General features: G+C 42.2%; 22 protein-coding genes. 19 read left to right on the top strand and 3 right to left on the bottom strand.

Annotated elements, in window-relative coordinates; all coding sequences use genetic code 11:
- Nucleotides 1-119 precede the first annotated feature (119 nt).
- Genes nrdR through der form a run of 5 tightly spaced genes read left to right on the top strand, consistent with a single transcriptional unit; the run spans nucleotide 120 to nucleotide 4691 of the window.
- On the top strand, nucleotides 120-593 hold the full coding sequence (gene nrdR / locus O3633_RS08395; protein ID WP_001203674.1) for a transcriptional regulator NrdR: 474 nt from the start codon (nucleotides 120-122) through the stop codon (nucleotides 591-593).
- A complete protein-coding gene (locus tag O3633_RS08390) occupies nucleotides 594-1760 on the top strand; it encodes a DnaD domain protein (RefSeq protein ID WP_371620984.1) in 1167 nt (388 codons plus the stop codon). It abuts the gene before it with no gap.
- Nucleotides 1761-2657, top strand: a complete 897-nt coding sequence (gene dnaI / locus O3633_RS08385) for a primosomal protein DnaI (protein ID WP_371620983.1) — start codon at nucleotides 1761-1763, stop codon at nucleotides 2655-2657.
- Entirely contained in the window at nucleotides 2654-3367 is a 714-nt protein-coding gene (locus tag O3633_RS08380) for an NADPH-dependent oxidoreductase (RefSeq protein WP_371620982.1), read from the top strand. The genes dnaI and O3633_RS08380 overlap by 4 nt, the downstream gene beginning before the upstream one ends.
- Nucleotides 3368-3380: 13 nt before the next feature.
- Nucleotides 3381-4691 (top strand): ribosome biogenesis GTPase Der, encoded by a 1311-nt coding sequence (gene der, locus O3633_RS08375; RefSeq protein ID WP_049508964.1) that lies wholly within the window; start codon nucleotides 3381-3383, stop codon nucleotides 4689-4691.
- A gap of 182 nt (nucleotides 4692-4873) precedes the next feature.
- Here der and O3633_RS08370 read toward each other — a convergent pair whose 3' ends face one another.
- Nucleotides 4874-10027 (bottom strand): SIALI-17 repeat-containing surface protein, encoded by a 5154-nt coding sequence (locus O3633_RS08370; RefSeq protein ID WP_371620981.1) that lies wholly within the window; start codon nucleotides 10025-10027, stop codon nucleotides 4874-4876.
- 304 nt (nucleotides 10028-10331) lie between these two features.
- Here O3633_RS08370 and O3633_RS08365 point away from each other — a divergent pair, with 304 nt between their 5' ends.
- From O3633_RS08365 to O3633_RS08310, 12 genes are all read left to right on the top strand, one after another.
- Nucleotides 10332-10577, top strand: a complete 246-nt coding sequence (locus O3633_RS08365; RefSeq protein WP_001048970.1) for a YneF family protein — start codon at nucleotides 10332-10334, stop codon at nucleotides 10575-10577.
- Between the two features lie 205 nt (nucleotides 10578-10782).
- Nucleotides 10783-11577 carry a glutamate racemase gene (racE, locus tag O3633_RS08360; RefSeq protein ID WP_049503242.1) on the top strand — a complete coding sequence of 265 codons (795 nt, stop codon included), beginning with the start codon at nucleotides 10783-10785 and terminating at the stop codon, nucleotides 11575-11577.
- The gene (locus O3633_RS08355) at nucleotides 11574-12545 is read left to right on the top strand and encodes a nucleoside-triphosphate diphosphatase (protein ID WP_371620980.1); all 972 of its coding nucleotides are present in this window, start codon (nucleotides 11574-11576) and stop codon (nucleotides 12543-12545) included. The genes racE and O3633_RS08355 overlap by 4 nt, the downstream gene beginning before the upstream one ends.
- The gene (locus tag O3633_RS08350) at nucleotides 12521-13042 is read left to right on the top strand and encodes a metallophosphoesterase (protein ID WP_001118959.1); all 522 of its coding nucleotides are present in this window, start codon (nucleotides 12521-12523) and stop codon (nucleotides 13040-13042) included. Before O3633_RS08355 ends, O3633_RS08350 begins: the two co-directional genes overlap by 25 nt.
- Complete coding sequence (gene cbpB / locus O3633_RS08345; RefSeq protein ID WP_371620979.1) at nucleotides 13039-13500, top strand: cyclic-di-AMP-binding protein CbpB; 462 nt, start codon at nucleotides 13039-13041, stop codon at nucleotides 13498-13500. The genes O3633_RS08350 and cbpB overlap by 4 nt, the downstream gene beginning before the upstream one ends.
- Complete coding sequence (gene xerD, locus O3633_RS08340) at nucleotides 13497-14231, top strand: site-specific tyrosine recombinase XerD (protein ID WP_315640500.1); 735 nt, start codon at nucleotides 13497-13499, stop codon at nucleotides 14229-14231. The genes cbpB and xerD overlap by 4 nt, the downstream gene beginning before the upstream one ends.
- Entirely contained in the window at nucleotides 14231-14965 is a 735-nt protein-coding gene (locus O3633_RS08335) for a segregation/condensation protein A (protein WP_371620978.1), read from the top strand. The genes xerD and O3633_RS08335 overlap by 1 nt, the downstream gene beginning before the upstream one ends.
- A 12-nt stretch (nucleotides 14966-14977) precedes the next feature.
- Complete coding sequence (scpB, locus tag O3633_RS08330; RefSeq protein ID WP_371620977.1) at nucleotides 14978-15547, top strand: SMC-Scp complex subunit ScpB; 570 nt, start codon at nucleotides 14978-14980, stop codon at nucleotides 15545-15547.
- On the top strand, nucleotides 15534-16259 hold the full coding sequence (locus O3633_RS08325; protein WP_371620976.1) for a pseudouridine synthase: 726 nt from the start codon (nucleotides 15534-15536) through the stop codon (nucleotides 16257-16259). The genes scpB and O3633_RS08325 overlap by 14 nt, the downstream gene beginning before the upstream one ends.
- Entirely contained in the window at nucleotides 16259-16513 is a 255-nt protein-coding gene (gene yidD, locus O3633_RS08320; protein WP_049530040.1) for a membrane protein insertion efficiency factor YidD, read from the top strand. The genes O3633_RS08325 and yidD overlap by 1 nt, the downstream gene beginning before the upstream one ends.
- A 103-nt stretch (nucleotides 16514-16616) precedes the next feature.
- Complete coding sequence (pepA, locus tag O3633_RS08315) at nucleotides 16617-17681, top strand: glutamyl aminopeptidase (RefSeq protein WP_049530041.1); 1065 nt, start codon at nucleotides 16617-16619, stop codon at nucleotides 17679-17681.
- 24 nt (nucleotides 17682-17705) lie between these two features.
- Nucleotides 17706-18002: a bacteriocin immunity protein gene (locus O3633_RS08310; protein WP_371620975.1), complete on the top strand. Its 297-nt coding sequence runs from the start codon at nucleotides 17706-17708 to the stop codon at nucleotides 18000-18002.
- Between the two features lie 28 nt (nucleotides 18003-18030).
- On the opposite strand, the gene O3633_RS08305 is transcribed toward O3633_RS08310, so the two are convergent.
- A complete protein-coding gene (locus tag O3633_RS08305; RefSeq protein ID WP_049527702.1) occupies nucleotides 18031-19662 on the bottom strand; it encodes a Na/Pi cotransporter family protein in 1632 nt (543 codons plus the stop codon).
- A gap of 303 nt (nucleotides 19663-19965) precedes the next feature.
- On the opposite strand from O3633_RS08305, the gene O3633_RS08300 reads away from it, so the two are divergent.
- Together O3633_RS08300 and O3633_RS08295 are read left to right on the top strand one after the other, a co-directional pair.
- On the top strand, nucleotides 19966-24699 hold the full coding sequence (locus O3633_RS08300; RefSeq protein WP_371620974.1) for an endo-beta-N-acetylglucosaminidase: 4734 nt from the start codon (nucleotides 19966-19968) through the stop codon (nucleotides 24697-24699).
- Nucleotides 24700-24885: 186 nt separating this feature from the next.
- Nucleotides 24886-26085, top strand: a complete 1200-nt coding sequence (locus O3633_RS08295) for a phosphoglycerate kinase (protein WP_001096781.1) — start codon at nucleotides 24886-24888, stop codon at nucleotides 26083-26085.
- 313 nt (nucleotides 26086-26398) lie between these two features.
- Here O3633_RS08295 and relB read toward each other — a convergent pair whose 3' ends face one another.
- Nucleotides 26399-26746: a type II toxin-antitoxin system RelB family anti-toxin gene (gene relB / locus O3633_RS08290; protein ID WP_371620973.1), complete on the bottom strand. Its 348-nt coding sequence runs from the start codon at nucleotides 26744-26746 to the stop codon at nucleotides 26399-26401.
- Nucleotides 26747-26830 lie beyond the last annotated feature (84 nt).

The raw sequence follows: 26830 nt of genomic DNA, 5'->3' as shown, positions 1-26830 counted from the left end.
CCTTTGTGTTAATTCAATAATACAACAAAACAAAAAACTTGTCAAGCCAAAAGGAGAATTATTTTGGGAATCTCTTAAAAAATGGTATAATGAAAAGAAAACGACAAGGAGGGAAAGGCATGCGTTGTCCAAAATGTGGCGCTACAAAATCAAGTGTGATCGATAGTCGCCAGGCTGAAGAAGGAAATACAATCAGAAGAAGACGTGAGTGTGAAGAGTGTCAGCATCGTTTTACAACCTATGAACGTGTTGAAGAGAGAACACTGGTTGTGGTAAAAAAAGATGGTACACGGGAACAATTTTCAAGAGATAAAATCTTTAACGGGATTATTCGTTCAGCCCAGAAACGTCCAGTGTCTAGTGATGAGATTGGCATGGTGGTCAATCGCATCGAACAAAAACTCCGTAGTCGCAATGAAAATGAAATTCAGAGTGAGGTTATTGGTTCCTTGGTTATGGAAGAGTTGGCAGAGCTAGATGAGATTACTTATGTCCGTTTTGCCAGTGTTTACCGTAGTTTTAAGGATGTGAGTGAGCTTGAAAGCCTACTCCAGCAGATCACACAATCCTCAAAAAAGAAAAAGGAAAAATAAATGAAGCCAAATGACCGTTTTTCTTTTGTAAAGAATAATCGGGTGTCGCAAGATACCTCATCAATGGTGCAGTGCTACCTCCCGATTATCGGTCAGGAGGCGCTGAGCCTATATCTTTATGCTGTGACTTTTTGGGATGGTGGTCAAAAGGAACATCTCTTTGCAGCCATGCTCAACCATCTGAATTTTGGGATGGATAGTCTTTTAAAGGCTTTTAAAACTCTGACAGCCATGAAATTGGTGACCCTCTATCAGCAGGGGGAGACCTATAGCCTGTTACTTCATCCTCCCCTATCAACTCAAGAATTTTTACAACATACAGTTTATCGGACCTTGTTAGAAAAAATGATTGGGGATAGTGCGGTTGCAGCCATGAGACAGGAAAGTGTTGAAGGGGAACCGATCTCGGTGGCCTTGAGTCAAATCTTTCCTCAGTTATCCGAGTCTGTGAGTCAAGAAACCTCTAGCAGTCAGCCTGCAGCAGATGATTTTGATTTGGAGCATTTCCGTCAGCTCATGGCCCGTGATGGTCTTCGCTTTCAAGATGAGACTTCGGATGTTTTGGCCTTGTTTGCAATAGCAGACGAGCAGAGGTGGACCTGGTTTGAAACTTATCAAGTAGCCAAAGCGACAGCAGTGTCGCAAGTGATTTCTGTCAAACGCATCCGTGAAAAGATAGCGCAAAATCCTGTGACTTCTGACTTTAGTCCCAAGGAGGCTACCATTATCCGAGAGGCTAAGAAAAAGACAGCCTTGCAGTTCCTTGCTGAAATCAAGCAGACTCGCAAGGGAAGTATTACCCAGACTGAACGAGACCTGCTCCAGCAGATGGCGGCCTTGGGCTTGCTGGATGAAGTAATCAATGTTATCCTGCTCCTGACCTTTAATAAGGTTGATTCGGCCAATATCAATGAAAAATACGCCATGAAGGTGGCTAATGACTACGCCTATCAAAATATCCGTAGTGCAGAGGAAGCTGTCCTCCGTATTCGTGAACGTGGCCAAAAAGCAAAAACGCGAAAGCAGAATCAGACTGCCCCAGCAAAAACCAATGTGCCTAAATGGAGCAACCCTGAATATAAAAATACGTCATCCGCTGAGGAATTAGAAGAAATGGAACGCCAAACCCTAGAATTATTAGCAAAATTAGATAACGGAGGTGATTAGATGGAAAGTGTCGGAGATGTACTCAAACGTCAACCAAGCCGATTTCAGTATCAGGATTTAGTCCGGCAAATAGTGAAAGACCCTGATGTTGCGGCCTTTATCCAGAAAGAATCCCTCAGTCAGGAGGAGTTGAACCGTAGTATTTCCAAGTTTAACCAATACATCACTGAGAGAGATAAGTTCCTCCGAGGAGATACAGACTATATCGCGCGTGGCTACAAGCCCATTCTAGTCATGAACCATGGCTATGCGGACGTTTCTTATGAAGAAACTCCGGAGCTAATCGCAGCAGAAAAAGAAGCTGCCATCAAGAAACGTCTCAACTTAATTAATTTTCCATCTAGCTTGAAAAATGTCAGTTTTTTAGATGTTTATCGTGATGATGTTCGGCGTTTAACTGTTCTAAATAGAATGATAAAATTTGTTAACGCTTACCCCAATAATTTGAAAGGTCTCTACTTATATGGAGACTTTGGTGTGGGTAAAAGTTTCATGGTGGCTGCCCTAGCCCATGATTTGTCAGAAAAACGTGGTGTTTCATCAACGCTCCTCCACTATCCGAGCTTTGTCATCGATGTCAAAAATGCCATTGGTGATGGCAATGTCAAGACCTTGGTGGATGAGATCAAGCTTGCTGAAGTCTTGATTTTGGATGATATTGGTGCCGAGCAATCAACAGCTTGGGTGCGTGACGAGATCCTGCAGGTTATTCTCCAATATCGTATGCAGGAAGATTTGCCAACCTTTTTCACCTCCAACTTCAACTTTGAAGATTTGGAGAAGCATTTCGCAAAAGGGAAAAATGGAAATGACGAAACCTGGGAAGCTAGACGCGTCATGGAACGCATTCGTTATTTAGCAGAGGAAACAAGACTTGAAGGAGAAAACCGCCGATGACAGAAACAATCAAATTAATGAAGGATCATACTTCAGTGCGTAGATTTAAGGAGCAAGAGATTCCCCAAGCAGACTTGAATGAGATTTTGACAGCTGCCCAAATGGCTTCTTCTTGGAAAAATTTCCAATCCTACTCGGTCATTCTTGTCAGAAGTCAAGAAAAGAAGGACGCCTTATTTGATCTAGTCCCTCAGGAAGCTATTCGCCAATCAGCTGCATTTCTCCTCTTTGTTGGTGACCTAAACCGTGCAGAAAAAGGAGCTCGTCTCCATACGGATATTTTCCAACCTCAAGGGGTGGAAGGACTCCTCATCACTTCAGTAGATGCGGCTTTGGCTGGACAAAATGCCTTGCTTGCGGCAGAAAGCCTAGGCTATGGTGGAGTGATTATCGGTTTGGTGCGTTACAAGTCTGTTGAGTTAGCAGAATTGTTCAAGCTTCCTGACTATACCTATCCAGTCTTTGGGATTGCACTCGGTGTGCCAAATCAACAGCATGCTGTAAAACCAAGACTGCCACTAGAGAATGTTGTCTTTGAGGAAGAATACCAAGAACAGTCAACTGAGGCAATCGAAGCCTATGACCGTGTACAGACTGAATATGCAGGTGCGCGTGCGACTACAACTTGGAGTCAACGTTTAGCAGAGCAATTCGGCAATCCAGAACCAAGCTCGACTCGAGAAAATCTTGAGCAGAAGAAGTTATTGTAGAAAGTGAGAAAACATGGCCTTACCAACTGTTGCCATTGTGGGACGTCCCAATGTTGGGAAATCAACCCTATTTAACCGTATCGCGGGAGAACGCATCTCAATCGTAGAAGATATTGAAGGTGTAACGCGGGATCGTATCTATGCCACAGGTGAGTGGCTCAATCGTTCTTTTAGTATGATTGATACTGGAGGTATCGATGATGTCGATGCGCCTTTCATGGAACAAATCAAGCACCAGGCAGAAATTGCCATGGAAGAAGCAGATGTTATCGTCTTTGTCGTGTCTGGTAAAGAAGGAATTACAGATGCGGACGAATACGTTGCCCGTAAACTTTATAAAACTCATAAACCAGTCATCCTAGCCGTTAACAAGGTTGACAATCCAGAGATGCGAAATGATATCTATGATTTCTATGCTCTTGGATTGGGCGAACCTCTACCAATCTCATCTGTTCACGGTATCGGGACAGGGGATGTGCTGGATGCTATCGTGGAAAATCTCCCACATGAAGTTGAAGAAGAAAATCCAGATGTTATTAAATTCAGCTTGATTGGTCGTCCAAATGTTGGAAAATCTAGCTTGATTAATGCCATTTTGGGAGAAGATCGCGTCATTGCCAGCCCTGTCGCTGGTACCACTCGTGATGCCATTGATACTCATTTTACAGATGCTGACGGCCAAGAGTTTACCATGATTGATACGGCTGGTATGCGTAAGTCAGGTAAAGTCTATGAAAATACTGAGAAATACTCGGTTATGCGTGCTATGCGTGCTATTGACCGTTCAGATGTAGTTTTGATGGTCCTCAATGCCGAGGAAGGTATTCGTGAGTATGACAAGCGTATCGCTGGATTTGCCCACGAAGCTGGTAAAGGGATGATTATCGTGGTCAATAAGTGGGATACACTTGAAAAAGATAACCACACCATGAAAAACTGGGAAGAGGATATCCGTGAGCAGTTTCAATACCTGCCTTACGCACCTATTATCTTTGTTTCAGCATTGACCAAGCAACGTCTCCACAAGTTGCCTGAGATGATCAAACAAATCAGCGAGAGTCAAAATACCCGTATTCCATCAGCTGTCTTGAATGATGTGATTATGGATGCTATCGCCATCAATCCAACACCGACAGATAAAGGGAAACGCCTTAAGATTTTCTATGCGACCCAAGTGGCAACCAAACCACCAACCTTTGTCATCTTTGTCAACGAAGAAGAACTCATGCACTTCTCTTACCTACGTTTCTTGGAAAATCAAATCCGCAAGGCCTTTGTCTTTGAAGGAACACCGATTCACCTGATCGCAAGAAAACGGAAGTAGTGGATGTAAAAAAACGGTAGAACATCAAGACTTGTTCTACCACTTTTCTACCCTACCAAATCATTTACAAAAGATGTGAATAGGATTTGATTTGTAGTATATTATTGAAATAGAAAAAGGATGGAATGATTTTCCATCCTTTTTTATAGCGGAATAAATCTATATTCCTAGGGGGACAATGTTTAATTTTTCTTACCTTTTAGTAAGAAAGTAGCTGAGAGGGCTAGGCTGAGACCTGCTATAAAGAGGAGAGAGCTAACTTGTTCACCTGTGGCTGGGAGTTGTTTATCATTCGTAGAGACCTGATCATTGGCTTCATTACTTTCAACCAATGGTTTTGTGGTTTCTAGATTTCTTTCTTCCGTATGAGCTGGGACAGGTTTAACAGTTGAGCCTTCTGTCTTGTAGACAATAGCGTAGGTGCTCACGTCAAAAGTAATAAACTCAATCATACCGTCTCGAATGGTGAATTCTTGTGGTTTTAATTCATTTGTTGAAGTTAATTGATAGAGTTCTTGAATATCACCGGATACTGGTAGTCGAACGAGTACAGCACCTTTTGGTTGAACTGGCTGTCCATCTTTATCCTTGAGTTGAAGAGCGTAAGCATCGTATTTCTTGCCCAAGAGTTCTTTATTTTCAACTTTTTGACTGTCGAGGTAGCTTGCGCCTCCTAGTTCAGTTGTGCCACTAATAACTTGAACTCTTGTAGTCTTGTCTTTCAATACTTTGAGTTTAAACTCAGGAACTGTGTTACTTGGCGAGGCTTGACCACTACCTGTTCCAATAGGTTTGGTATATTCAGGTCTTTCCGCAGTAGGCGCTCCCTGTTCCCCAGTTGTTCCGATAGGTTTGGTATATTCAGGTCTTTCCACAGTAGGCGCTTCCTGTTCCCCAACTGTTCCGATAGGTTTGGTATATTCAGGTCTTTCCGCAGTAGGTGCCTCTTGATCCCCAACTGTTCCGATAGGACCAGTGTATTCAGGTCTTTCCACAGTAGGTGCCTCCTGCTCACCAGCAGTTCCGATAGGACCAGTGTATTCAGGAATTTCCACAGTAGGTGCCTCCTGATCTCCAGCTGTCCCAATAGGATCTGTGTACTCAGGAATGGTTACTACTGGAGCAGGCTCATCCCCTTTGCTTGTAAGGATTTTTTCTTCAACTGGAGCAGTTTCGTCCTTAGGAAAGACAGTTACAACAGGACTAGTAGTTGTTGTATCTTGGATGGCATAAGCTCCTATCGAATTACCAGCTTTACGATCTGTAGCCTCAGGAATGTCTAGTTGGACCTTGTTATCCTTAATGGTTAATACTGTTTGTTCGCCAGATGTGACAAGATGGTCCTCATCGACTTTTCTGAGTAGGAGAGGATCTTTGATACCAGGGAAGGTCACAGCGACTCCATCCCAATTGCCAGTTGGTAGGGTTAAGGTAACAGTCTTATCTTTGGAATTAATAGGGTCAAGGCTTGGACTATCGAGTGACACGGACGGAGCTTTTAAGATATCAAAGGAATCGAGAGAAACTTTCTTTCGTCCTTGTGGAGAATTCGGATCTACTTTCAAAGTAAGAACGTGATCGCCATCTGCTAGATTGGTAAATTCGCCAATTAATGCACCTTTTTCAGTCGCTCCCGGAGTGTAGAAATCAAGAGCTGGCATCTCTTTTCCATCCAGTGTGACAAGTGCCTTGCCTAGTGATGCCGTTTTTAATCCATAGATTCGGATACCTGTTCCAGAGAATGGAATGGTTGCAGTGGCTTCAGAAGCGAGGCTATCATCAGCGTTGATGTCAGCGTATTTTTCTGTAGAAGCATAGAGTTCTGCATCGCTCCAATCCTTAAACATGGAACCATACTGGATACGAGGGTCACGGTCGTCAATCTTCTCAACAGCTTCTCCTTGGTCTGGGAAGACTTTGAAGTAATCGAGAGAAATTTTTGCACGCTCGTTTGTACGTCCGTTGTGCTCGCGCTTAACAGTGATGGTCATGAGGTGAGAACCTGAAGATAGATTTGTGTAACGTCCTATTAATACACCTTTTTCAGTTGCTCCTGCTGTATAGAAGTCAAGTTCTCCAACAGACTTGCCATCGATTTTAACGTCAGCAAGTCCCAATTGAGATGACTTGAGTCCGTAGATTTCAATACCAGGTCCATTGAATGGAATGGTTGCAGTCGCATCCTTATCAGAGTAATTTCCATTTGAGATATCGGCGTATTTTTCGGTTCCGCCAAATAGATCTGTGTCAGACCAATTTCCAAAGGCAGAGCCGTACTGGATGCGCTTGTCACGGTCATCCATCAACTCACTGAAGGCATCGATAGAAGCAGGATCTGAAACTGGTGTTGTACGATCCCCTAGCATAGCCTTAACGGTATAAGTATAGGCATGGCTAGAATCAATCGAGCGATCGATGAAGTGAGTTTGGTTGGTGATAAACTCACGAACGCTAGGAGTTTGACTGTTTTCATCCTTGCTTTCTCGTCGGATGACATAATGACTTGCTCCCTCAACTGTGTTAAAGTCGAGTTCAGCTGTGGCGGAATCTTTTCGAAGGGCTGATAAGCGAGTCACTCGTCCAGGGAAGTTTTCAAAGGTAATGACATCACCTTTTTGAGTCGCAAGTTGGATACGGTTATCTTTGAGGCGACTAGCTTGAACTTCCTTGCCATTAATCTTGATAATACTAGATTCGATATTTGGATAGTCTACGACTAAATCCCCACCAACATTAGAAAGGAAGGATAGCGTTTCAAGATTTTTCTCTTTCCATTTCATGCTGACTTCAAAGTTACCACGAGCGACTAAGCCTGAGACTTGCCCGTCTTTCCATGCATCTGGAAGGGCTGGTAATGGGGCAATGTAGCCTGTGTGAGACTGAAGGAGCATTTCTGCCATACCGCTGGTTGCACCAAAGTTTCCATCAATTTGGAAAGGCGCGTGTGTATCCCAGAGATTTTCTAGGGTTGAAGATCTGAGCTGTTCTGCCAACAAACGGTGGGCACGATTTCCATCTAGAAGACGGGCCCAGAGGTTGATTTTATTGGCCTTAGACCAACCAGTTCCACCATCTCCACGGTGGTTGAGGGTTGCGCGTGCAGCTTCTAGATATTCAGGTTGATCCTTGCCAAATAGAGTACCTGGGAAGAGTCCAACTAGATGAGAAACGTGGCGGTGATGGTTTTCAATGCCTTCGTTGGTGAATTGTGGGCTGTCTTCCTCAAACCACTCCTTGATACGACCATCTTGGTTGATATGAAGTGGTTTGAGCTTATCAAATTTAGCCTTCACTTCTGTCACCAAATCTTGGTCGACCTTCAGATGATTGGCTGCTTCCATATAGTCGTGGAATAGCTGCCAAACTAGAGATTGGTCAAAGGTATTCCCAATCGTGATAGTTCCATGTTCTGGCGAGTAGGATGGAGAAGAAACCCAACGGTCACTAGCCTTGTCGTAGTGCAAGAAGGAATTCCAGAACTTGGCTGTTTCCTTGAGCATTGGATAAATCTTTTCTTTAAGATAAGTTTCATCCTTGGTGAATTTGTAGTAGTCATAGACGTTCTGCATCATCCAAGCATTGGCAGCAGGAGACCAACCCCAATAGTAGTTCCAACCAGGAGTAGTCCAGCCGAATGGTGTCGCCTGAGTATGAACCAGCCAACCATTTTCTTGCCCTTCTTTGGACTCGATACCTGCATATTCTTTAGCAGCTATACGGCCATAGTAGCGCATGTCATCGATATAATTGATCATTGGCTTAGCTGTTTCTGCGAGATTGCTCATGTAGGCAGGCCAGTAGTTCATCTGTAGGTTGACATTGAGGTGGTAGTCTGAGTTCCAAGGTGGATTATCTACAGCATTCCAGACTCCTTGCAAGTTGGCAGGAAGGGCATCTGTCCGATTACGAGAAGAACTGATCAGTAGATAACGTCCGTATTGGAAGAAGAGTTCTTCTAATTTTTGCCCTTTTGTTGGATTATAGGTTTGGAGAGCTTCTTTTGTAGTTTGGTTAGACTTGCTACCGCCGAGGTTTAGTTGAACACGATTGAAAAGGCTTTGGTAATCCTTGATGTGATCATTTTTCAGAGTCTCATAGTCTTTGGCTTTAGCAGCTTCAACGATCGATTTGACAGTATTTTCTAGGTCAATATCCTTGCGATAATTGGTTTTTGGATTTTGAGCAAAGTTGGTCTTGGCACTGAGTAGCAGTGTTGCATAACTGGCTCCAGTGACAGTCAAATAACCATCTTGAGCAGTGACTTTTCCGTCCGTCTTGATACCAAGATAGGAAGCAAATTTCAGACCATTGTCTTTGACAGTTCCTTTGAGCAAAATACCATTAGAATCAGTCGTAACTGCTCCTTGTTTATAATTCGAATATTCCCAGGAGTAGTCGCCATTCGCAATCAAATCTTCAGTCAAGCTATTCCAAAGGGTAAAATCAAGCGTCTTATCTCCCTTTTTAGTCAAGTGGGTCACAGTGACGTCGTCTGGATAACTAGAGAAGGTTTCTCGCTTGAAACTTGTCCCATCTTGGGTATAGGAGGTAGTTGTGATAGCTTCAGAAATGTCTAAGCCACGATGATAGTCAGTAACATTTTCCAAGCCCTTCTTCTGGTTATTAAAGACCATGAAGATATCACCGAAGGCTAGGTAGCGACCGTATTGGGCATTATTTGGCCCAACCAAATTTCTCTCTGCTAGTTGTTTGGCTTTTTGACGGTCACCGTCTTCTAAGGCCTTACGGATTTCGGCTAAGACTTTGTAGCGATCCTTGTAGTTTCCTCCGTTGTAGTCTTGACTATCTGGCTGTGGGCCTCCAGACCAGAGAGTTTTTTCATTGTATTGGATTCTTTCTTCACCGATGAGTCCGAAAACCTTGGCACCCATTTCTCCATTTCCGACTGGAAGGGCTTGTTTTTCCCATCCGTCATAGGAAGGAGCAGTTGGTTGGTTGTAATGTAGTTCGTAATGTTCTTGCTTGTTCACAGGAAGTTCCGGTTTCTCACTCTCCTTATTGTCAGCTGGGGCGGTAGTAGCACTTGTCTCTGACTGACTACTAGTTTGAGGTAGTTCTGCCTCTGGGTTTGTTTGCTTTTCAGCTGATTCAGCTACAGGCCGAGTCTCTGTGTTAGAAACAAGAACTTCCTCTACCTTTGTATCCGGTTTAGCAGAGGTTTCAGTAATTGTTGCCTCACTTTCCGTAATCTCGACACCATCAGCAGCAACACCCTGTGCTGCTAAAAACACAGCACCAAGTAAAACAGAGGCAGCTCCGACACTTAGCTTGCGGATGCTATACTTACAGGATTTTTCCCAATATCTCTTATCCACAAAATTCTCCTTTCTTAAATCTGTAAGCGCATACATTATCTTTTAAAAAAATAAGTCTTCAGAAATATGTGTGATTTTTTCAGATAATCTTAATATAACAAATAAATAAAACTATTGCAAGGGCTTACAAGAGAAATGGCCTTATTTTACCAAATTTTAGTTCTTTTTAATTCTATTGAAAAAGATCAGAGATAAAAAATAATCTGAGTAATTACCAACCCTTATGAAAGCGTAACTCAAACTAGTCAGGCGTGGGACTTTATGGTATAATATAGAAGATTCAAAAAGAAACAGGAGAAATGTTATGAACCTTATTTTAGCAATTGTATTGATTCTTTTAGCTTTTCTAGGAGGAGCTCTTGGAGGTATGTACTTGGTGCGCAAGCAAATCGAAAAAGAATTTGCGGATAACCCACGTTTGAACGCAGAAGCAGTTCGTACTCTGTTAAGTGCAAACGGTCAAAAGCCAAGCGAAGCTAAAGTACAACAAGTTTACCACCAAATCATTCGCCAACAAAAAGCAGCCCTTGCTAACAATAAAAAGAAATAAATAGGAAAAGTCTGGGATGAAAGTTCCAGACTTCTCACTATGTTTGACTGATATTTAGAGACAAGACTTTTTCCTTGCATTCTATTGATATTTGATTATGATTAAGAGGGAGACAGTCGGGAGCTACCCAGTCTGTCAGAAATTTCAGGAAGAAATGTAATGATAATGAACTATCAATCAGAAAAAATACTAGAAAGAAGACTGTATGGATAATCGACCAATTGGTTTTTTGGATTCGGGTGTCGGGGGCTTGACGGTTGTGCGTGAACTCATGCGCCAACTTCCTCATGAAGAAATCGTCTATATTGGAGATTCGGCACGGGCTCCCTATGGTCCCCGTCCTGCTGAGCAGATTCGTGAATATACTTGGCAGCTGGTCAACTTTCTTTTGACCAAGGATGTTAAGATGATTGTCATTGCTTGTAATACAGCAACGGCAGTCGTCTGGGAAGAGATTAAAGCTAAGTTGGATATTCCGGTGCTGGGTGTGATTTTGCCTGGTGCATCAGCAGCTATCAAAGCGAGTCAGGGTGGGAAAATCGGTGTGATTGGAACCCCGATGACGGTAAAATCAGATATTTATCGACAAAAGATTCATGATCTAGACCCAGATTTACAAGTGGAAAGCTTGGCCTGCCCTAAGTTTGCTCCCTTGGTCGAGTCAGGTGCTCTATCGACCAGTGTGACCAAGAAAGTTGTCTATGAAACCTTGCGTCCCTTAGTCGGAAAAGTAGATAGCTTAATTTTGGGCTGTACTCATTATCCACTCCTCAGACCCATTATTCAAAATGTCATGGGGCCTAAGGTTCAGCTGATCGATAGTGGAGCTGAGTGTGTGCGCGATATCTCAGTCTTACTCAATTACTTTGAGATTAATCGTAGCCGAGATGCGGCGCCCCTTCAACACCGTTTTTATACAACTGCAAATAGCCAAAGTTTTGCCCAGATAGGAGCAGAATGGCTGGAAAAAGAGATTCATGTGGAGCATGTAACATTATGACAAACAAAATTTATGAATACAAGGATGACCAAGACTGGTATGTTGGATCCTACAGTGTTTTTGGTGGCATTCGGACTTTGACGGATGATGAGTTAGAGTTTCCGCTAGTTGATTTGGCCAAAATCTTTCGAGATGAGGAGCGAGGATTTCCACTTTCAGTCACTGTTTTACGATATGGTTCAGCCTACCGCTTACTCTCTTTTGTGGTAGATATTCTCAACCAAGAAGCGGACCGAAACTTGGAAGTCATTCAACGTCAAGGTGCCTTGCTCTTAGTTGAAAATGGACAACTTCTGCATGTAGAATTGCCTAAAGAAGGAGTCAATGTTCAAGACTTTTTCGAGACAAATAAAGTCAGAGAAACCTTGTTGATTGCAACTCGTAACGAGGGGAAAACCAAGGAATTTCGTGCTATCTTTGACAAACTGGGCTATGACGTAGAAAATCTAAATGATTATCCAGACCTACCTGAAGTAGCCGAAACAGGTATGACCTTCGAAGAAAATGCCCGCCTTAAGGCAGAAACTATTTCTAAATTAACAGGCAAGATGGTTCTAGCAGATGATTCTGGTCTTAAAGTCGATGTCCTCGGTGGTCTACCAGGTGTTTGGTCAGCTCGTTTTGCAGGAGTGGGAGCAACTGACCAGGAAAACAATGCTAAACTCTTGCACGAATTAGCTATGGTTTTTGAACTCAAGGACCGTTCAGCTCAATTCCATACAACCCTTGTCGTAGCTAGCCCAGGAAAGGAAAGCTTGGTTGTCGAAGCTGACTGGCCAGGTTACATTAACTTTGAACCTAAGGGTGAAAATGGTTTTGGTTATGATCCTCTTTTCCTAGTAGGAGAAACTGGCAAATCATCAGCTGAATTAACACTTGAAGAAAAAAATAGCCAGTCCCACCGTGCCTTAGCCGTTAAGAAACTTTTGGAGGTATTTCCATCATGGCAAAGCAAACCATCATTGTAATGAGTGACTCCCACGGAGATAGCTTGATTGTAGAAGAAATCCGTAACCGTTATCTAGGGAAAGTCGATGCTATTTTTCACGATGGTGACTCTGAGCTTCGCCCAGATTCACCCCTCTGGGAAGGAATCCAGGTCGTCAGAGGGAACATGGATTTTTATTCAGATTATCCAGAACGCTTGGTGACTCAACTAGGCCCTACCAAGATCATCCAGACCCATGGACATTTGTTTGATATTAACTTTAATTTCCAGAAACTAGATTTCTGGGCTCAGGAAGAAGATGCAGATATCTGTCTTTATGGGCACTTGCATGTTCCAAACGCTTGGATGGAAGGGAAGACTCTCTTTCTAAACCCTGGTTCTATCAGTCAGCCACGTGGGACTATCAGAGAATGCCTCTATGCCCGTGTAGAGATTGATGATAGCTACTTTAAAGTGGACTTTTTGACACGTAACCATGAGGTCTATCCAGGCTTATCCAAGGAGTTTGCTCGATGATTGCCAAGGAGTTTGAACAGTTTTTACTGGAGCAAGAGGAAACCTTTTTAACTCCTGCTGAAAATTTGGCTGTACTCATTGATAGCCACAATGCAGATCATGCAATTCTCCTCCTTAGCCAGATGACCTATACCAGAGTGCCAGTAGTGACTGATGAGAAAGAATTTGTCGGAACCATTGGACTTAGAGACATTCTGGCCTACCAGATGGAGCAGGACTTGAGTCAGGAAGCCATGGCAGATACGGATATCGTACACATGACCAAAAAGGACGTAGCAGTTGTCAGTCCAGACTATACATTGACGGATGTTTTGCATAAGTTAGTGGATGAGTCTTTCCTACCAGTCGTTGGTAAGGATGGTATTTTCCAAGGGATTATCACACGGAAGTCAATCCTCAAGGCTGTCAATGCTCTCTTGCATGACTTTAGTAAGGAATATGAGATTCGAAGCAAATGAGAGAAGGGATTTCAGCATTTTTAGAAGAAAAACAAGGTTTGTCTGTAAATTCTAAGCAATCCTATAAGTATGACTTGGAGCAGTTTTTTGATTTGATTGGAGAACGAATCTCTGAGACAAGTTTAAAAATCTACCAAGCTCAACTATCAAATTTTAAAATCAGTGCCCAAAAGCGTAAGGTTTCTGCTTGCAATCAATTTCTTTACTTTTTATACCAGAAGGGGGAAATTGGTACCTTTTATCGTTTAGAATTACCAAAACAGGCTGAGAAAAAGCAAGTTCAGTCAGAACTTTTAGACCTCAGTTCTTTCTGGCAAGAAAGTGCCTATCCAGAGGGACGCTTGTTGGCCTTGCTGATAGTTGAATTGGGCCTCTTACCAAGTGAAATTCTAGCCTTAAAAACAAGTGATGTGAATCTAGACTTTCAAGTATTGAGAATCAATAAAGCTTCTCAACAAAGAATTTTGAGCCTTCCCACAAACTTGCTTGCAGAGTTAGAACCCTTGATGGGGCAGACCTATCTTTTTGAAAAATCTGGGAAGCCATACTCCCGTCAGTGGGCCTTTCGTCAGTTAGAAGCCTTTCTAAAGGAAAAAGGTTTTTCAGACTTATCTGCCCAAAAATTGAGAGAACAGTTTATATTAAGACAAATCGAAGAAAAGGTTGACTTGTACGAAATTGCTAAAAAATTAGGACTAAAGACAGTCATGACCTTGGAAAAATATAGATAATGGATATTAAATTAAAAGATTTTGAAGGGCCTTTGGATCTTCTTTTGCACTTGGTTTCAAAGTACCAGATGGATATCTATGATGTGCCCATTACAGAGGTTATCGAGCAATATCTAGCCTATATCTCCACATTACAAGCTATGCGTTTGGAAGTCGCAGGTGAGTACATGGTCATGGCTAGTCAACTCATGCTCATAAAGAGTCGCAAGCTCTTGCCCAAGGTTGCAGAAGTGACAGACCTAGAGGATGACCTGGAGCAGGACCTCCTTTCTCAAATCGAAGAATACCGTAAGTTTAAACTTTTGGGAGAGCAGTTGGAAGTGAAGCATCAAGAGCGAGCTCAATATTACTCAAAAGCGCCGACAGAGTTGATTTATGAGGATGCTGAACTTGTGCATGATAAGACGACGATTGATCTTTTCTTAGCCTTTTCAAACTTGCTTTCCAAGAAAAAAGAAGAATTCTCGCAAAGTCACACAACCATTTTACGAGATGAGTACAAGATTGAGGATATGATGGTTATCGTCCGAGAAGCTTTGGTTGAAGGTGAGCAATTATGCTTGCAAGATTTGTTTAAAGAAACCAAGGATTTACAAGAGGTCATCATGCTCTTTTTAGCGACCTTGGAGTTGATTAAAACCCAAGAAATTCTCTTAATTCAAAAAGAGAGCTTTGGAGATATCTATCTCATGAAAAAGAAAGAGGAAAATCAAGTAGAACAAAGTCAGGCTTGATAGAGAGGAAGTATGAGTACTTTAGCAGAAATAGAAGCGCTCTTGTTTGTAGCGGGTGAAGAGGGGATAAGGATACGCCAGTTGGCTGAACTCCTTTCTTTGCCACCGACTGGGATTCAGCAAAGCTTAGAAAAGTTAGTTCAAAAGTATGAAAAAGACCAGGATTCCAGTTTAGCCTTGATTGAGACAGGTGGTGCCTACAGATTGGTAACCAAGCCTCAATTTGCAGCTATTTTGAAAGAATATTCTAAGGCGCCCATCAACCAGAGTCTATCTCGAGCTGCGCTAGAAACCTTGTCCATCATTGCTTATAAGCAGCCTATCACACGGATAGAAATTGATGCCATCCGTGGGGTCAACTCGAGTGGAGCCTTGGCAAAGTTGCAGGCTTTTGATCTGATAAAGGAAGACGGGAAAAAAGAGGTTTTGGGTCGCCCTAATCTCTATGTAACTACGGATTATTTCCTAGATTACATGGGTATTAATCATCTGGAAGAATTGCCAGTGATAGATGAACTTGATATTCAAGCACAAGAAAGCCAATTATTTGGTGAAAGGATAGAAGAAGATGAGAATCAATAAATATATTGCCCACGCTGGTGTGGCCAGTAGGAGAAAAGCAGAGGAACTAATCAAGCAAGGCTTGGTGACAGTCAACGGTGAGGTAGTACGTGAATTAGCGACGACTATCAAGTCAGGCGACAAGGTCGAAGTTGAAGGCCAACCCATCTACAACGAAGAAAAGGTCTATTATCTGCTCAATAAACCACGTGGTGTGATTTCCAGTGTAACGGATGACAAGGGCCGCAAGACTGTTGTTGACCTTTTACCCAATGTGAAAGAACGGATTTATCCGGTAGGGCGTTTGGACTGGGATACATCTGGAGTCTTGATTTTGACCAACGATGGGGACTTTACAGACGAGATGATTCACCCCCGTAATGAGATTGACAAGGTCTATGTTGCGCGTGTTAAAGGTGTGGCTAACAAGGAAAATCTTCGTCCTTTGACTCGTGGAGTTGAGATTGATGGCAAAAAGACTAAGCCAGCTGTTTACGAAATTCTCAAAGTAGATCCTGTTAAAAACCGTTCAGTTGTCCAGCTAACCATTCATGAAGGACGCAATCACCAGGTTAAAAAGATGTTTGAAGCAGTTGGGCTTCAAGTGGATAAGTTGTCTCGAACACGTTTTGGACATTTAGACTTGACAGGACTTCGTCCAGGAGAAGCACGTCGTCTCAATAAAAAAGAAATCAGCCAACTACACACCATGGCTGTAACAAATAATAAATAATGAAAAAAATCTTAATTGCGCCAGTGCGCTTTTACCAACGCTTTATCTCACCAGCCTTTCCCCCCTCTTGTCGCTTTGAGCCTACCTGTTCCAACTATATGATTCAGGCTATTGAAAAACATGGATTAAAGGGAGTTTTGATGGGCTTGGCTAGGATATTACGTTGCCATCCTTGGTCTGAAACGGGTAAAGACCCCGTACCAGATCACTTTTCATTAAAGCGGAATACAAGAGAAGAAGGATCACATTTGTGATTCTTTTATTGTTATAAGAGTAAGTTACTTGGTAAAATGTTGATTCCCACTACCCTTCTCCTATAAAAAGTGGTAAAATGGTTGAAAGAAAGAAGGGATAGAAATGACAACATTATTTTCTAAAATCAAAGAAGTAACAGAACTTCCCGCTATCTCAGGTCATGAAGCACCTGTTCGCGCTTATCTTCGTGAAAAATTAACACCTCACGTGGATAAAGTTGTGACTGATGGCTTGGGTGGTATTTTTGGGGTTAAACACTCAGAAGTTGAAAATGCCCCTCGTGTCTTGGTAGCCTCTCACATGGATGAAGTTGGTTTTATGGTTAGTGAAATCAAGCCAGACGGGACCTTCCGAGTAGTCAGCATTGGTGGTTGGAACCCTATGGTTGTTAGCAGCCAGCGTTTTAAACTTTTTACGCGCCAAGGACGTGAAATTCCAGTCATCTCAGGTTCAGTACCTCCACATTTGACTCGAGGCACAGGTGGCCCAACCATGCCAGCTATTTCAGATATCGTTTTTGACGGTGGTTTTGCGGATAAGGAAGAAGCTGAAAGTTTTGGTATCCGTCCTGGGGACACAATCGTGCCAGATAGTAGTGCGATTCTAACTGCGAATGAAAAAAATATCATCTCAAAAGCATGGGATAACCGTTACGGTGTGCTTATGGTTAGCGAATTAGCTGAAAACTTGTCAGGTCAAAAACTGGGAAATGAACTTTACCTCGGTGCAAATGTGCAAGAGGAAGTTGGACTTCGTGGTGCCCATGCATCTACAACCAAATTTGATCCAGAAGTATTTCTTGCTGTGGATTGTTCACCTGCTGGTGATGTTTATGGTGGTCAAGGTAAGATTGGTGATGGAACCTTGATTCGTTTCTACGATCCAGGTCACTTGCTTCTCCCAGGCATGAAGGACTTCCTTTTGACAACTGCTGAAGAAGCTGGCATCAAATACCAATACTACTGTGGAAAAGGTGGAACTGACGCAGGTGCAGCTCATCTGAAAAATGGTGGTGTCCCATCAACAACAATCGGTGTCTGCGCTCGTTATATCCACTCTCATCAAACCCTTTATGCTATGGACGATTTCCTTGAAGCTCAAGCTTTCTTACAAGCCTTGGTTAAAAAATTGGATCGTTCTACAGTAGATTTGATTAAAAATTATTAAACAGAAATGATGGAGGTAATAGGGATGGAAGAACCAAACCTAGAAACCTTAATTCGGAATCTTTACAATCATGCCCGTCAAAACCTGAGTGAAGATCTAGTGCTTGCACTTGTAGAGACTGCTAAGCAATTACCCAGCACCAATGAGCGCTTGCTTGCAGTTCGACTTTCAGGGCTGGTCACACTTGAACTCCTCAAGAATCCTAGAACACCTGCGCCAGAGTTAGTCAATCTAGCCAGTTTTATCCAAAAGGAAGAAGCAAGGTACAAGGGTGCAGCTGCCTCTTCCATTATGATTGGAGAGCTATTTAAAATGCTTTGATTCGAAAGAATCAAAGCATTTTTTTATCTTAAATTTGTTCAGCCAAAACCTTTTCAGCAAGGTTCATAGCGTGGTCTGACACACGAGTGTAGTGTGAAATGATGTCGATAAAGTTGACACCAGCTTGGGTAGAACATTCGCCGTTGTTTAGGCGTTTGATGTGAGTCTTACGAAGGACGCGTTCCATCTTGTTGATGGCTTCATGGCGTTCAATAAGAGCTTGAGCTTTTTCAAGGTCATTGTTTTCAACACTTTCAAGAGCATCTTTAACGAAATCGCTTGTTTGACGGTAAATCTCTTCCAACTCTTCTAGGGCTGAGTTAGAGAATTGAACATTCTTGCGTTGCAAGTAGTCGTTAAGATTAATCAAAGCTTCAGCGTGGTCACCGATACGTTCCAAGTCTCGAGAAGAGTCAAGGATGTTGGTTAAGACTTCACTTTCTTTTTGGCTCAATGCTTCACTAGATAGACTAATGAGGTAACGTGTTAATTTCTCGTCGATTGTGTTGATAGCTTCTTCAGTCTTGTGTCCTTTTTCTGCGACTTTTTCATTAGAATTGATAATGTAGTCGTAAGAAAGGTCAAATGCTTTTACAGCATAGTTTCCTAGGTGCAAGAGTTCTTTCTTGGCATTTCCTAGGGCGATAGAAGGAGCTTGCTTGATGAGTTGTTCATCCAGGTAAAGAGGTTCGTATTTAACAACTTCGTCTTCACCAGGGATTAGCTTAGTAACAAAGTAAGCCAAAGCACCGATGAATGGGAATTGTACAATGGTGTTACTTACGTTAAAGGCACCGTGTGAGAAGGCAATCGTCATCTCAGGTGAGAGGTGAAGTAGTGCCTGGAAGTACTCGATCATCGAAGTGAATGGGCCTAACAAGATTAAGCAGAGGATGGTTCCTAAAACGTTAAAGGTAACGTGTGTTGCTGCAACTCGTTTAGCAGAGATGTTTGCTCCGGCTGCTGCGATAATAACTGTTAAGGTTGTACCGATATTATCTCCGAATAGGACTGGTAGTGCCCCTTTGAGGTCGAGGAATCCACCTGCATAAAGACCTTGTAGGATCCCGATGGTTGCAGAAGAAGCCTGAATCAGAACGGTAATAACTGCACCAGCCACAACTCCCAAGATAGGGTTTTGACCCAAAGTAACCATGTATTCCTTAAATTGAGGCAAGTCTTTAAGAGGGCTCATCCCAGCACTAATGAGGTTGAGGGCATAGAAGATACCACCCACACCAAAAAGGATACGTCCAATATTATTTGCAGTACGGTTTTTTGTAAAGAATAAGAACATGGTTCCAAGGAAAATCAAGGGTAGGGCATACTCGCCAAGTTTGAAACCGATGATGAAGGATGTTACGGTCGTTCCAATATTGGCTCCCATGATAATCCCGATGGCCTGTCTAAGGGTGAGGAGACTAGCACTGACTAGTCCAACCGTAATAACCGTTACACCTGTACTTGACTGGATTAGGGCAGTGACGACAATCCCCACTAAAACCCCTAAGAAGGGATTACTTGTGTACTTGTCAATGTAATATCGAAGGCGGTCTCCAGCAGCTTGTTGCAAACCGTCTCCCATGGTCTTGATACTATATAAAAATAGACCCAGACCACCTAAAAAGTGAAAAATAATTTCCTGCCAATTAATGGACATTTTCTTTTTCCTCCGAAAAATAATCGCGGAATTTCTCCCATTCTATTTTAAAGGATAAAAGTAAATCTAACAAGTAGTAAATGCTCTTTTTTGAGAAAAATGTTGATTTTATTCGAAAAATGGTCAATGATTGTCTAATTTATATTAATTCTTCACTTCTTTATAGTTCTTGAAGGGCTAGTGTTGACTCTTTTTCTAAATATCGTAAAATGAAAATGACCTGTTCTGTGTATTTTTGGAACAGCTACTTTTTTAATTCAAAAATAAAGCGCTTACTTTCATGAGAAAGTCAAAGGAGAAAAAATGAAGAATCCATTTTTTGAAAAACATTGTCGCTATAGTATTCGGAAATTGTCAGTGGGTGCCTGCTCATTGATAATTGGTTCCGTTCTATTTGCAGGTCCAGCTTTGGCTGAAGAGTCTGTCGTTCCAGAAAATGGGGCAACAACTACAGCAGTAGCTTCAGAGCAACCGTCAACCACTACTCCAGCAGAAGCAACTACACCAGCACCAGAAGTATTGAAGGAGCTAGAAGCGACGGAAGATAAGACAAGCGAGCAGCCTGTTTCAGAAGAGAAACCAAGTTTGGATCAATTGACTGCAGCTGATAAGGAAGCAACTAGTCCAGTTGCTGAAACGCCTAAGGCTGAAGAAACGCCTGCAACTACAGAAAACAAGCCAGAAGAAAAAGCTACTGTCGCTGACGTTCCTAAGAAAGAAGAAAAAAGTCTTCGACCAAAAGAAATTAAGTTTGACACATGGGAAGATTTGTTGAAATGGGAACCAGGTGCTCGCGAAGACGATGCTATTAACCGCTCTTCAGTAGAACTAGCCAAACGCTATCGTGGACATGTAGTCAACGAAAAAGCTAATAAGGACGCTAAGGTTGAAGCTCTTGCTAACACTAACTCTAAGGCTAAAGACCATGCTTCTGTAGGTGGTGAAGAGTTTAAAGCCTACGCTTTCGACTACTGGCAGTACTTGAATTCCATGGTCTTCTGGGAAGGGCTGGTTCCAACTCCGGATGTGATTGATGCTGGTCACCGTAATGGTGTCCCTGTATTGGGTACCTTATTCTTTAACTGGTCAAATAGCATTGCAGACCAAGAAAAATTTGCCGCAGCCCTTCAACAAGACGAAGACGGAACTTTCCCTATCGCTCGTAAGTTGGTTGATTTGGCTAAATACTATGGTTTTGATGGCTACTTTATCAACCAAGAAACAACAGGTGATATCGTGACGCCTCTTGGTAAGAAAATGCGTGACTTCATGCTTTATACCAAGGAATATGCAGCTCAAGTTAATCATCCAGTCAAATATTCTTGGTATGACGCCATGACCTATGAATATGGTCGTTATCATGAAGATGGACTTGGTGAATACAATTACCAATTCATGGAAAAAGAGGGAGACAAGGTTCCTGCGGATCACTTCTTTGCCAACTTTAACTGGACCAAAGAGAAAAATGATTACTCTGTAACTATGGCAAAATGGCTTGGACGTAGTCAGTATGATGTTTTTGCAGGTTTGGAATTGCAACAAGGCGGTTCCTACAAGACAAAAGTGAAATGGGATGCCCTTCTAGATGAAAATGGCAAGCTCCGCTTATCACTTGGACTCTTTGCACCTGATACTATCACGAGTCTTGGTAAGACAGGCGAAGACTATCATAAGAATGAGAACATCTTCTTTACAGGTTATCAAGGAGATCCAACTGGTCAAAAACCAGAGGACAAGGACTGGTACGGGATTGCCAACCTCGTAGCTGACCGCACACCAGCAGTGGGTCGTAGCTTCACAACATCCTTTAACACTGGACATGGTAAAAAATGGTTTGTAGACGGTAAAGTCTCTAAGGATTCTGAATGGAACTACCGTTCTGTATCAGGTATCTTGCCTACATGGCGTTGGTGGCAAACATCCTCAGCTGCTAAACTCCAAGCTGACTATGACTTTGAAGATGCCTACAATGGAGGAAATTCACTCAAGTTTGCGGGTGATTTAGCTGAAAATACCAACCAAGATGTTCGTCTCTACTCTACAAAACTGGAAGTAACAGATAAAACGAAACTCCGTGTCGCCCATAAAGGTGGTAAAGGAAGCAAGGTCTATGTAGAATTTGCGACTCAGAAAAACTATACTTATGGTGGCGAGAATGCTCGTAAAGAACTGACTCTATCTGACGATTGGACAAAAGACGAATTTGACTTGAGTGCCTTGGCAGGTCAGACCATTTACGGTATCAAACTTACTTTTGAAAATACTGCTGCTCTTAAGGATTACCAATTTAACTTGGGTGAGTTGACAGTGTCAGATAATCAAGAGGCACCTCAATCACCAACTGCTCTTAAAGTAGCTAAACAATCTCTGAAAAATGCTCAAGAAGCGGAAGCCATTGTTCAATTTACAGGTAACAAGGATGCTGACTTCTATGAAGTTTATGAGAAGGATGGCGATGCTTGGCGCCTATTGACAGGCTCATCTGCAACTACGATCTACCTACCAAAAGTTAGCCGTTCAGCTAGTGCAACTAGTACTAGTCAAGAGTTGAAGGTTGTCGCAGTTGGGAAAAATGGACTTCGCTCTGAAGCAGCAACTACAAACTTTGAGTGGGGAATGACTGTCCAAGATACCAGCCTTCCAAGACCTCTTGCAGAAAATATCGTTCCAGGGGCTACTGTTATCGGAAGTACCTTCCCAGAGACAGAAGGTGGAGAAGGTATCGAAGGTATGTTGAATGGAACTATCACTAGCTTATCTGACAAATGGTCTTCTGCTCAGTTGAGTGGTAGTGTTGATATCCGTTTGACACAACCACGCCGTGTTGTTAGATGGGTCATGGACCACGCAGGAGCTGGTGGAGAGTCTGTTAATGATGGCTTGATGAACACCAAAGACTTTGACCTTTACTACAAAGATGAAGCAGGCGAATGGAAACTAGCTAAAGCTGTTCGTGGCAATAAAGCCCATGTTTCAGATATCACCCTTGATAGCCCAATCACTGCGCAAGAATGGCGCTTGAACGTCATCACGTCTGACAATGGAACACCATGGAAAGCCATTCGTATCTACAACTGGAAGATGTATGAAACTCTTGATACGGAGAGTCAAAACATTCCAATGAGTAAAGTTGCAGCGCGTGTTTTAACGGACAATAAGGTTCAACTAGGATTCTCAGAAGTTCCTGCTGGGGCAACCATCACAGTCTATGACAAGGCAGATTCACAAACTCCAATCGCTACCTTAAATACAGCAGTTGGAGGAGATTTGGCGACAGAACCATTGAGCTTTGAAAAACGTCCAAGTCTTCTTTATTACCGAACACAATTGCCAGGAAAAGAAATCAGTAATACTCTTGCTGTGACGATTCCTCAGGATGAAAGAAAGATTAAGGCTGTCAGTCTAGAAGTAGCACCTAAAAAGACGACTTACCAAGATGGTGAGGAATTGAATCTTAAAGGTGGTCTTCTCCGTGTCAAATACGAAGGTGAAGAATCAGATGAAGTCATCAACCTCAGTCATGCAGGTGTAGTTGTTAACGGCTACGATGCTCACCATCATGGTGAACAAGAGTTAACAGTAACCTATCTTGGTCTTCCAGTTGCAGGAAGTTTCAAGGTTCAAGTGACTGGTGAAGAAACTGGTCCAAAAGAAGTCGCAGCCTTGTATATTAGCAAGCAACCGAAAATTGACTACTTGGTAGGCGATACTCTAGACTTATCAGAAGGACGTTTCAAGGTCTTGTATGATGATGAGACAGAGACTGAACATAGCTTTACAGACCAAGGAGTCGAAATTACAGGTTATGATTCTCAAAAAACAGGCCGTCAAAAACTTCAGTTGCATTATCAAGGACAAACTGTCGACTTTGATGTTCTAGTATCACCTAAGGCAGCCATTAACGACGAATATCTGAAACAAGAAATCACATCTGCTCAAGGACGCAAAGAAACAATAGCTTATACATTTGCTGATGCAGCAAAACAAGCAGCTCTTGCTGAGAAGCTTGATGCAGCGAAAGCTATCTTAGAAAATCATGATGCTAGTCAAGAAGCAGTCAACCAGGCCTTGAATGACTTGAAACAAGCTGGTGCTGACTTGAATGGTGTACAGCTTTATCAAACAGCTAAGGAAGAACTTGAAACTCTACTAGGAAAAGTTCGTGAGAAAAATGCAGACGATCCAATCATCGCTCAAGCAGAAACTCTTATTGGCTCAACAAATCCAAGTCCAGAAGCATTTGCCAACCTGAAGGAAGAACTCAACAAAAAACTTGTAGTTAAAGAAAGTCATCATGTGGGTAGCTTAGAAGAAGGAGAAACTGCGCCAACAGTTGAAGCGCTACCTGAGTTAGTGATTGAAACAGAAACTCAAACCTTCGAACGCCAAGAACGTCCAGCAGGAGACCTCTTGTTGGGTGAACGTCGTATTGTTCAGGTAGGTGTAGAAGGGCAGACTCGTCGTCTGATTGAAGTAGATGCCAAAGGTAACCGTACTCTTCTTAAAACAGAGGTAGTCAAGGAAGCAGTTGCAGAAATCACTGAAGTTGGTACTAAGGTAGAAAGCCGTGTTCAACCGCTAGACGGAGTCAAAGATTTGACTATCAGCAATCCAGCATTGGTTGTTGAGGAAGAAAAGGTGGCATACGGTCATGAAGAACGAGTAAATCCTAGTCTTAAAGCAGGAGAACGTCGCTTGGTTCAAGCAGGAGTTGAAGGAATTCGTCGAAATCTTGTAGAAGTTGATACTGAAGGCAACCGCAGTCTTAAGGGAATAGAGCTTATCAAAGAAACTGTTACTGAGATTGTTGAGATTGGGCCAAAAGTGGATGCCCAAGATGACAAACATCTTGCACCTGCTCCAGTAGCACAAGCAGCTAAGCAGGAACCAGCAAAAGCAGAAGCACAAGTTGAAAAAACTGAAGGAAAACAACTTCCAAGTACAGGTGAAGGAGTAGATGCAAATCTAGTAGCTCTTGGCCTAGCTGGAGTTTTAAGTGGCTTTGGTTTGCTAGCTCAAAAGAAAAAAGAAGATTAAGATAGAGAGTGTATCTAACACTGACTTCATATTAATAAAAATGGTAGAGTATTCTGTCTTAGTTACAGGCACTGTCCTGAATTAATCGAGAAAAATTGTTGCGGATAAAAGTTTAAGGTTTTGCTATCTCTTTTATTGATTTTGTGATATAATTAACACGTAAAAAAAATTAAGGAGTCTTTCCAAATGGCAAAATTGACTGTTAAAGACGTTGAGTTGAAAGGGAAAAAAGTTCTCGTTCGTGTTGACTTCAACGTTCCTGTAAAAGATGGCGTGATTACTAACGACAACCGTATCACTGCAGCTCTTCCAACTATCAAGTACATCCTTGAACAAGGTGGACGTGCAATCCTCTTCTCTCACCTTGGACGTGTAAAAGAAGAAGCAGACAAAGCTGGTAAATCACTTGCTCCTGTAGCTGCTGACTTGGCTGCTAAATTGGGTCAAGAAGTTACATTCCTTCCAGGTGTTACTCGTGGTGCTGAATTGGAAGCGGCTATCAACGCTCTTGAAGATGGACAAGTTCTTTTGGTTGAAAACACTCGTTTTGAAGATGTTGACGGTAAGAAAGAATCTAAAAACGATCCTGAACTTGGTAAATACTGGGCATCACTTGGAGATGGTATCTTCGTAAACGATGCATTCGGTACTGCTCACCGTGCACACGCATCTAACGTTGGTATCTCAGCAAACGTTGAAAAAGCAGTCGCTGGATTCCTTCTTGAAAACGAAATTGCTTACATCCAAGAAGCAGTTGAAGCTCCAGAACGTCCATTCGTGGCTATCCTTGGTGGTTCAAAAGTTTCAGACAAGATCGGTGTTATCGAAAACTTGCTTGAAAAAGCTGATAAAGTTCTTATCGGTGGTGGGATGACTTACACATTCTACAAAGCACAAGGTATCGAAATCGGTAACTCACTTGTAGAAGAAGACAAATTGGATGTTGCAAAAGCTCTTCTTGAAAAAGCAAACGGTAAATTGATCTTGCCAGTTGACTCAAAAGAAGCGAATGCATTTGCTGACTACACTGAAGTGAAAGACACTGAAGGTGAAGCAGTAGACCCAGGATTCCTTGGTTTGGATATCGGTCCTAAATCTATCGCTAAATTTGATGAAGCTTTGACTGGTGCTAAAACAGTTGTATGGAATGGACCTATGGGTGTATTTGAAAACCCTGACTTCCAAGCTGGTACAATCGGTGTTATGGACGCTATCGTGAAACAACCAGGCGTTAAATCAATCATCGGTGGTGGTGACTCAGCTGCCGCAGCTATCAACCTTGGTCGTGCAGACAAGTTCTCATGGATCTCTACTGGTGGTGGAGCATCAATGGAACTTCTTGAAGGTAAAGTATTGCCAGGTTTGGCTGCACTTACAGAAAAATAATTTCAGCCCGCTAGTCTCTATAAAATCCTGATTTTGTAGAAAAAGGAACAAAACTGAAACGTTAACAAAAAGGTGGCTCTGTCACCTTTTTGTGTTAGTGGATGTATTTGTGACGCGGTGGTGGAGCATCAGAACTCCTTGATACTGAACAATGGCAAAAGTTAGTGATTTTTAACAATTGTTGATGTTGATGATAGAAAATTAACTTTCGACTGATACAAGGCGACGAAGCGTTATTCGTATCACAACAAAACTGCATAATATAAGGAAAGAAAATTGAACGAATGAAAAAATGACCGCTAGGATTCAAATCTTAGCGGTTTGGTTTTTCTTTCACGGTTTTTATTAGTAATTGGAAGGCTTCTAATAGCTGTTCTTGACTCGTTTGTGGAAGTTGAGTTAATTGGTCAACTAATAACTCTAGATGTGGATTCTTTTGGGTTATACGGCTTTCAAATAGCTCTGATGGTGTGATATTAAGAGCTGTGATAATCTTTTCAAGTGTATCAATCTTTATATTTGAACCCTTTGTTTCAAGGTTGGAAATATAATCTATACCCACACCAGCCTTTTCACTGAGCTTTTGTTGACTTAATCTTTTTTCTTTGCGAATGGTACGAATTTTTTGACCGATATATTTTTTTAATTGAATAGGTTCCATGTTTTACCTCGTTTATCTACCATAATACAAGGAATAAAAGCAGAAAATAACCAGTGTGCAAACAAATATTTACAAAAATATTGT

The organism is Streptococcus sp. 27098_8_22 (assembly GCF_041432415.1).
Lineage (GTDB): Bacteria > Bacillota > Bacilli > Lactobacillales > Streptococcaceae > Streptococcus > Streptococcus pseudopneumoniae_M.
Note: the sequence above shows the minus strand (reverse complement) of the source record. Positions and strands in the feature narration are given on the sequence as shown.

Excerpts from the sequence above, each read along its gene's own strand:
- nrdR (WP_001203674.1), top strand. The coding sequence starts at position 120 with ATGCGTTGTCCAAAATGTGGCGCTACAAAATCAAGTGTGATCGATAGT.
- O3633_RS08390 (WP_371620984.1), top strand. The coding sequence starts at position 594 with ATGAAGCCAAATGACCGTTTTTCTTTTGTAAAGAATAATCGGGTGTCG.
- dnaI (WP_371620983.1), top strand. The coding sequence starts at position 1,761 with ATGGAAAGTGTCGGAGATGTACTCAAACGTCAACCAAGCCGATTTCAG.
- O3633_RS08380 (WP_371620982.1), top strand. The coding sequence starts at position 2,654 with ATGACAGAAACAATCAAATTAATGAAGGATCATACTTCAGTGCGTAGA.
- der (WP_049508964.1), top strand. The coding sequence starts at position 3,381 with ATGGCCTTACCAACTGTTGCCATTGTGGGACGTCCCAATGTTGGGAAA.
- O3633_RS08365 (WP_001048970.1), top strand. The coding sequence starts at position 10,332 with ATGAACCTTATTTTAGCAATTGTATTGATTCTTTTAGCTTTTCTAGGA.
- racE (WP_049503242.1), top strand. The coding sequence starts at position 10,783 with ATGGATAATCGACCAATTGGTTTTTTGGATTCGGGTGTCGGGGGCTTG.
- O3633_RS08355 (WP_371620980.1), top strand. The coding sequence starts at position 11,574 with ATGACAAACAAAATTTATGAATACAAGGATGACCAAGACTGGTATGTT.
- O3633_RS08350 (WP_001118959.1), top strand. The coding sequence starts at position 12,521 with ATGGCAAAGCAAACCATCATTGTAATGAGTGACTCCCACGGAGATAGC.
- cbpB (WP_371620979.1), top strand. The coding sequence starts at position 13,039 with ATGATTGCCAAGGAGTTTGAACAGTTTTTACTGGAGCAAGAGGAAACC.
- xerD (WP_315640500.1), top strand. The coding sequence starts at position 13,497 with ATGAGAGAAGGGATTTCAGCATTTTTAGAAGAAAAACAAGGTTTGTCT.
- O3633_RS08335 (WP_371620978.1), top strand. The coding sequence starts at position 14,231 with ATGGATATTAAATTAAAAGATTTTGAAGGGCCTTTGGATCTTCTTTTG.
- scpB (WP_371620977.1), top strand. The coding sequence starts at position 14,978 with ATGAGTACTTTAGCAGAAATAGAAGCGCTCTTGTTTGTAGCGGGTGAA.
- O3633_RS08325 (WP_371620976.1), top strand. The coding sequence starts at position 15,534 with ATGAGAATCAATAAATATATTGCCCACGCTGGTGTGGCCAGTAGGAGA.
- yidD (WP_049530040.1), top strand. The coding sequence starts at position 16,259 with ATGAAAAAAATCTTAATTGCGCCAGTGCGCTTTTACCAACGCTTTATC.
- pepA (WP_049530041.1), top strand. The coding sequence starts at position 16,617 with ATGACAACATTATTTTCTAAAATCAAAGAAGTAACAGAACTTCCCGCT.
- O3633_RS08310 (WP_371620975.1), top strand. The coding sequence starts at position 17,706 with ATGGAAGAACCAAACCTAGAAACCTTAATTCGGAATCTTTACAATCAT.
- O3633_RS08305 (WP_049527702.1), bottom strand. The coding sequence starts at position 19,662 with ATGTCCATTAATTGGCAGGAAATTATTTTTCACTTTTTAGGTGGTCTG.
- O3633_RS08300 (WP_371620974.1), top strand. The coding sequence starts at position 19,966 with ATGAAGAATCCATTTTTTGAAAAACATTGTCGCTATAGTATTCGGAAA.
- O3633_RS08295 (WP_001096781.1), top strand. The coding sequence starts at position 24,886 with ATGGCAAAATTGACTGTTAAAGACGTTGAGTTGAAAGGGAAAAAAGTT.
- relB (WP_371620973.1), bottom strand. The coding sequence starts at position 26,746 with ATGGAACCTATTCAATTAAAAAAATATATCGGTCAAAAAATTCGTACC.